Source organism: Nocardia arizonensis, from assembly GCF_001310275.1.
GTDB classification, from domain to species: Bacteria; Actinomycetota; Actinomycetes; order Mycobacteriales; family Mycobacteriaceae; genus Nocardia; species Nocardia arizonensis.
Map to the genome: position 1 here is coordinate 1 of NZ_LGYZ01000075.1, position 6559 is coordinate 6559.

General features: G+C 68.2%; 7 protein-coding genes and 1 pseudogene. 4 read left to right on the forward strand and 4 right to left on the reverse strand.

Translation table 11 applies throughout. The features are described from left to right. The 4 genes and pseudogenes from APZ21_RS14445 to APZ21_RS14460 form a co-directional block, all read left to right on the forward strand. A pseudogene (locus APZ21_RS14445) lies at nt 1-759 on the forward strand (hypothetical protein); the annotation flags it as partial. Between the two features lie 231 nt (nt 760-990). Beyond that, nucleotides 991-1752, forward strand: a complete 762-nt coding sequence (locus APZ21_RS14450) for a hypothetical protein (protein ID WP_054813827.1) — start codon at nt 991-993, stop codon at nt 1750-1752. A gap of 140 nt (nt 1753-1892) precedes the next feature. Next, nucleotides 1893-2729, forward strand: coding sequence for a hypothetical protein (locus APZ21_RS14455; protein WP_156371075.1), 837 nt, complete (start codon nt 1893-1895; stop codon nt 2727-2729). A gap of 309 nt (nt 2730-3038) precedes the next feature. Further along, on the forward strand, nt 3039-3296 hold the full coding sequence (locus tag APZ21_RS14460) for a recombinase family protein (protein ID WP_082393111.1): 258 nt from the start codon (nt 3039-3041) through the stop codon (nt 3294-3296). A 324-nt stretch (nt 3297-3620) separates the two neighbouring features. Here the strand turns inward: APZ21_RS14460 and APZ21_RS14465 are convergent, their stop codons facing one another. The 4 genes from APZ21_RS14465 to APZ21_RS14480 form a co-directional block, all read right to left on the reverse strand. Continuing rightward, entirely contained in the window at nt 3621-4103 is a 483-nt protein-coding gene (locus APZ21_RS14465; protein WP_054813830.1) for a hypothetical protein, read from the reverse strand. A gap of 90 nt (nt 4104-4193) precedes the next feature. Continuing rightward, nucleotides 4194-5372, reverse strand: a complete 1179-nt coding sequence (locus tag APZ21_RS14470) for a hypothetical protein (RefSeq protein WP_104362266.1) — start codon at nt 5370-5372, stop codon at nt 4194-4196. 317 nt (nt 5373-5689) lie between these two features. Next, entirely contained in the window at nt 5690-6034 is a 345-nt protein-coding gene (locus APZ21_RS14475; protein ID WP_054813832.1) for a hypothetical protein, read from the reverse strand. Between the two features lie 40 nt (nt 6035-6074). Continuing rightward, entirely contained in the window at nt 6075-6386 is a 312-nt protein-coding gene (locus APZ21_RS14480; RefSeq protein ID WP_019045692.1) for a hypothetical protein, read from the reverse strand. Nucleotides 6387-6559 lie beyond the last annotated feature (173 nt).

Sequence of the window (6559 nt, forward strand, 5' to 3'; positions counted from 1 at the left end):
ACTCCGGCTCCTACCAGCACCACCTCGCCCACCACCACGACGAAAGCCCCGACCACGACGACGAGCACACCGACCATCAGGCTCGGCACGGGCTCAACCGGGCAGATCAGCGTGTCCCAGGTCCTGGCCCAGGTCGTCACCGTCCTGAACGGGCTCGCCAGCTTCACCGCGAACGTGCCCGCGATCGTGGCCGACCTCGCCCAGCTACCCGGACTGATTACCGCTGGAGACGTGCGCGGCGTGCACCGCGTCTCCGGGGATCTGAACAACCAGTTCGCCCCGCTGGTCGCGCTCGCCGACGGACTCGACCTGCGCCTGGTAGCGAAGGCTCTGGCGTTGGCCGCGCCGCTGGACACCACCGGCGTCGCCACGATCGCCGCCGAGATCGTCGGTGTCCTGGCCGGACTCGACATCTCCCGTATCGCCACCGACGTCGGCCGCGCGCAGGAGATCGCCTGGACCGCCGTGGAATTCCTCGCCGATGGCGACCCGGTGACGGCGGTGCTGACGCTGACCGGGCTGGCCCCGGTCGCCGCCGATCTCGTCTCGGCCACCACCGCAGCGTTCACCGGCGCGCAGTTGCCCACCCTGACCACCACCTACACCGCGACAACCACCGGAACGAGCGCGACGGGCAGCACCACCAGCACGACCCCCGCCCTTCCGGACGCCCAGGACGGGGGCGCGTCCACGTTCTACGCCAGCGCCGCCGCCGTGCTGACCGACTGGATCACGCAGACCATCGACCAAGCCAAGTAGCCCCATGCGTCCTCCGTGCACGCGCTAGCCCCTCCGCACTGAAACGGCCGGTGGTGCCGAGCAATTCGCTCGCCACCACCGGCCGCTGTCTGTGACTCGACCAGCAGTAGCTGCGATGATGACACGCAGCCAGAGTCAAGTGACGAGACGAGTTTCGTTGTAGCTGGCGGATATTCCTGCGCTTCACGAACGTGATCGAGAGCGGTGCCGCTAGCGACGGGGAGAACAGCAATGCACGCAAGTCAGGTTCAGGTTCTAAGCCTGGTCGTCGCGACTGTGGTGGCGATCTTCGCAGCGATCAGTTTGCGCATCAACTACCGGAAGCATCGGGTCGAGGAACGCGAACGAGGACGAATGTCGGTTCGGCGCTGGCGTGAGCAGGTCGAGGAATACAGCGCCGAAATCGAGCGGCTCGGCGACGCCTGCCCCCGGGCCCTACGATTGGACTACGACGTGGCTCGTCACTGGCTGGCCGCCGAATACGCCGTACGCATGACCGACACAGAACTCGACCTCCAATGGCGGGCCTTGCGCGCGGTGTCGCCTGCCCTTCTGGTTCTGCTGATCAGCTATCCGCTCCATTACGACGGCACGTGGGTCACAGCGGTCGCTGGTGTCGTGTACGTATCCGCTGTGACGAGGCTCGCGATGTCGGCGCACATCCTCTCCAGACTGACAAGGCGCGTCAAGCGGCAGAGGATGCTCTACGCCAGACTCGGTGCCCCCTCGGTACTCCCGCAAGTTCGACCAGTCACCTCGAGCAATCCGCTGCGGGCACCAGTTCCCAGTGTGATCGTCATCGACCGTTGGATAACCGAGGTCACGGGCCGACCGGTGAACTCCGCTGCCGTCCCTGCCGAGCAGGTTCGCGCGATTCAACACCGGCTCGACCGGTGGTACTCCACAAGGCCAACTCTCCGACTCCAACGAGCACTCATCCGTTTCGGACGAACGGTTCGCGATTACGCGACTGACCAGGTTCGACTTCGATGAGCCCGCCAACGAGAAGTTGCAGCTCCGCTGCGGACGCGAGGCGGGCGACACACTGGGGGGGAACGTGTGAGCAGCGCTGACACACGAACGCTCCGACTGAATTCCCGGAACAGTTCACCCTCACCTCTAGTCTGATCATCGTGGCCTCGAACACCGCGAACACCGACATGGGCACCGATCTCTGTACGAGATCGATGCTGCTCATGCTGGCGGACCAACACGATCGCGGCAAAGACTTCGGGCACCTGTGGCGGCACCATCTTGAGGGGCTCGCAGCAGCGGTCTCCGATAGCGCGTTCCTCGACCATGTCGACCTGTGCGTATTCGCACGCAGTTCCATCGCTGACAAGGTTTCGCGGCAGTGGTGGATTGCTGAGGCTCCATCATTCGATCTGGCCGCCATGCGAATCGGAGTCGTTGAGGTAGAACGCCGAACGCTGGGGGTCCCCGGCGGCATCGCCACCACCGACCTCGAGCCGTATCTCCTGCTGCCCCAGAACGCCTCATCGAGGGTCACCGAGGTGGTGACGGCGACTCTGGCGACCAACAACGCACACGAACCACAGGGGCCACAGCCGGGCCGCAACTGGGTCTCCGAGCACCGACTCAAGCGCTACAGCCCGGACAGCCCGATCAGATGGCTCCTCGGGTCGCGGACCGCACACACGCCTACCAACTCCGGAAAGTCAGCCATCGCTGACGCCCTTGCCTACGCCTACCACGCCGCGTGGCAAGCAAGACACCGCGCTCGCAGCATCACCGGCGTCGCCTACCGCGCCTTGTCAACTCGCCGTGGCCGTCAACTCGACGCCATGCGCAAGGCATGGACGAGCCTGCGGCGCAACATGTTGCGCCGCACTGCCGGTAATTGCTGCCCAGGGCAGGCCGTCACCGCCTCCCCGCGAGTGTTTCGTGGACCGAACCCGGCTCGTGAACAGCCGACTCGAATCCACCTCTGGAGCGCGCCCGCACACTGACACGGCGTCGCGCTCCGAACCCACACGGGAGTGCACGTTGCTGACCCATCTCAGCCAAGCCCACACGACCTGGGGCTTGGCCCCGATCATCATTACCGCCACGGTTCTCATACCTATAACGCTGTTCGCCCTCGTGGTTTCGCTAGCCGCTGTGGTCGCCGTCTTCGGAAACAACCGCCGAAGCGCACGCGCCATGCGAATCTTCGACGCGACGCTCGGGGCGTTGATCTCACTGATGAACGCCATCTTGCGCACCCGCTCGGCCGACCAACCTCGGCCTGCTGCTCGCAACGCTCGCCGGGGCCGTCGATGACCGGGTGCCGGAGACGCGGACGACCGCGCGTCTGCCCTGATGAGGTCCTCGCACTCGTTGTGAACATGCATCGCACAGGAATCAGCTACCGAGGCATCGTCGCCGAACTCAACGCCAGAGGAATTCCCACACCGGGCGGCGGACACCGCTGGTATCCCTCCCACGTGTCCCGGCTGTTGAACACCGCCAATGTGATCGAACAGTTCGGTCGCCCGAACACGGCTCGCCGCAACGCCGATCGCGTCATGAGCTGACCGCCACGTACGATCGCGATCCGCCGGAACTCGCCAGTAACTCGGGACTCGGTGACTCGCCGCGGGCGAACCTGGCGCGCAGTGCGCCGATCCCGCTCCCACGCCCCGCGCAGCGTCGGCGCGCGAAGACACCGACTGGATATGCCACACGGGCGCGTTCGACGCCACCGGCTACAACACCCGCCGCGCCCGTGCTGACCGACTGGATCACCCAGGCCATCGACCGCAGCAAGTAGCCCGCGCCGTCATGTCAGCTCACAGGAAACGGCCCGTGATGCCGAGCGGAATGCTCGGCACCACGGGCCGTTTCAGCGGGTAGGCGGGTCAGGAGATGAGTGGCGGCACCGCGCGCAGGCCCGGCGCGGCCGGGCCCCTGTCGTTGCGGAACCGCCACGACGGCAACGCCCTGTACACGGTCACGGTCTGCTCGTCGCCGTCGTTGCCGCTGTCACTTCCGCTGTCGCTGGTGTCTCCGCAGTCCTGTTTGGGCAGCTGGTCCAGGGTTGCCACGACCACCTCGCGGGCGGCTGTTTCGAGGTCGCCGTAGAGGGTGCCGGTCAACGGGCCGGTCATGACACGCACCGCACCGGAGTGCGGGAAGAACTCACCGTCGGTGGTCACCTGCTCGTAGCGCAACGCGATCGGCACCCACGGCACCAGCGCGGCCAGCACGGGCATCTGCAGTTCCCGCACCGCCGTCTCGGCGATGGCGATCCACAGCTCGAGGCTGTCGGGGGCGTGGCTGGAGTCGGCGTACACCCGGTACAGGGCCGCGCCCAGGATGGTGGGGGTTGGGGTGGAGTACATAGTCGAGCACCTTTCTCAGAGGTTAGGTTGAGAGGGCGGTGTCGGACTCCCCGGAGGTAGCAGCTCCGGGGATTCCGGCATCGCCCAGTTTCAGGACGCGAGGGTGAATTTCTTGGGGGCCGTGCTGGTCTGGCTCGCGGTCCCGCCGTCGGTCAACTTGACCAGGGCGTTGTGGACCGCGCCGCTGGACCGGTTCAGCGCTTTGCCGATCTGGTGTGGGGTGAACTCCTTTCCGGGGTTTTCGTGCAGGAAGTCCTCGACCTGTCCCCGCAGGGCACCGGCGGGCAGGCGTTCGACCGTCGACTCCGCGTCGCCCCCAGCGCCGTTGTGGGCCGCCGCCGGGGGTTCCGGGGCCACGGTGGCGGTTTCGTCGCCCGTGGGGGCGGCTGCCGCCGTCTCCGCCGTGGTGTCGGGCGCGGGGTCGGCCGGGGCCGCCTGTTCGGCGGGGGTGGCCGGTTCGGGCGCGGTGGGTTCGGCCACAGCGGGTTCCGGAGTCACGGGGTCGGCCGGTGCGGGCTCCGGTTCGGCGGGTGTGGTGGCCACCGATTCGGGCGCGGCCGGGGCTGGGGACGGTTCGGGTTTCGCTCCGGCGGTCCAGCTCTTCCCGGCCCGAGGCTTGCCCGGATCGGTGGCCGCCCACACGGCCCCGGCGAGTTCCCATTCCGTCAGCAGATGCCGCGCCGCATTGGTCCCGATGGCCGCAATTTCGGCCAGATCGGCGGTGGTGCTGCCGGGGTGGGTTTCCAGCGCCTTCCACAGTGCCCGAGCTTCGGCGCTGTGCAACGCGGGCACCTGCGCCGCCGACACCGTCGCGGATTCGGGTGCGGGCTCGCCGGTTTCGGGCGTCGATCCGACCGGTTCGGCCGTCTCAGGAGACACCGCGCCCGGGTCGGTGGGTTCGGCCGGATCCGCGTCGGTGTGTTCGGCCGGGCCCGAATCGGCGGGCGCGGTGGGGGCCGGGTCCGGTTCGATGGTGGCGGGTGTGCCCGTGCCCTGGGTCCAGGTCTTGGCGGCGCGGGGCGATGCGGGGTCGGTGTGGGATTGGGCGCACCCGGCGGTTTCCCACTGAGTCAGCAGCCGCCGCGCGGTGGACTGGCCGATCCCGGCGATGTCGGCCAGCGCGGCGCTGGTGTTGTCAGGGTGTGCGCGCAGCGCCGCCCACAACGCCCGGGTGCTGTCGCGGCGCGGTACCGGCACCGACCGCGAACCGTTTTCCGGGGTGGGTGCGGCCGTTTCCGTGGCCACGGCGGCGTTCTTGGTTTTCGACATGGGGGTTCCTTCCAACAAATGGGTTTGGTGAATTCGGTGATGTCCCCGGGCGGGGACGGAATGCGCACCGATCGGGGCGATTCCCCGGGCGGTCGGTGCCGTTCCGGTTTCCATGACCGCTCGATAGGGCGTGTGATGTCAAGCGGAATGTGGAAATTGGTTCCGGTCGCGAATTCCTCTCGTCCGATTCCGTAATAGCCTCGGCGCGAGCGGAATTCGAGTCGCCGGTGTTGACTCAGGGATGGCGAGGCGCCTCCCGCCGGCAGCCTCGCCGCGGGCGCGTGGCACGCGAGCCGAGGACTCGATACACGAGCCGGTCACGGGTGCACCGGTGACGGGTCGGCCGTGTCGGTGCCGGGCTCGCCGGAGTCGGCCTCGGAAGGTTCTGCGTTGCCGGTGGCGGGCTGGATGTCGAGGGCCTCGCGAAGTCGTCGCCCGCCGCCGGTCAGCTCGTAGTCCACATGGTGGTCGAGTTCCCAGCTTTCAGCGCACTCGACGCAGATGGTGTAGCCGTGGTGGCAGCGGGTCGGGTTGCGTACCACCAGGATTCGGCCGGGCGGGTCGTCGCTGTCGCGCAGCCTGACCACGACGTAGTCGTTGCCGCTGAGTTTGGCTCCCGGTTTGATGACGCCGTCCTCGTCGTGGGTGCGAGTGTCTTTCATGAGGTGCTCCTGTTCGGGTTCGGTTGGGGTGCTGGCGGGTTCATCGAGTCAGGCGCGCGTGCAGGGGGCCGGTGGTGCGGTCGAGCCACACCGTCGCGGCGTGCCCGTGCGCACCCCGGCGCAATCGGTCGGCGGCACCGGCGGCGTAGGCGGCGATGTCGTCGGGGTGCACGAGGTGGATACGCGGGGCGGCGTAGCCGCCGGTGCCGCCGGTCACGTGCGCCACGGTGTACATGCCGCGCTCGTCGTGCGGTCCGAGTCCGTAGATGACGAACTGGTCGCCGGTGACGGCGTTGGCGATCACGTAGATCGCGTCGAGCGCGGCGGTGGTGGGAATCGCGGGATCGGTCACGGTGTCTCCTGTGGTTGCCGCCCCGGGGTGCGGGGCGGGTGGGTGATGGTTGGGCCGCGCCGGTGACACCAGCGCGGCCCGGTCCGGGTGCCCGGGCGCGGTGCGCGCCCGGGGCCGGAGGTTTAGGCGGCGCGCACGGCGGCAGTGATGGCGCGGGCGATCGCGGTGGCGGT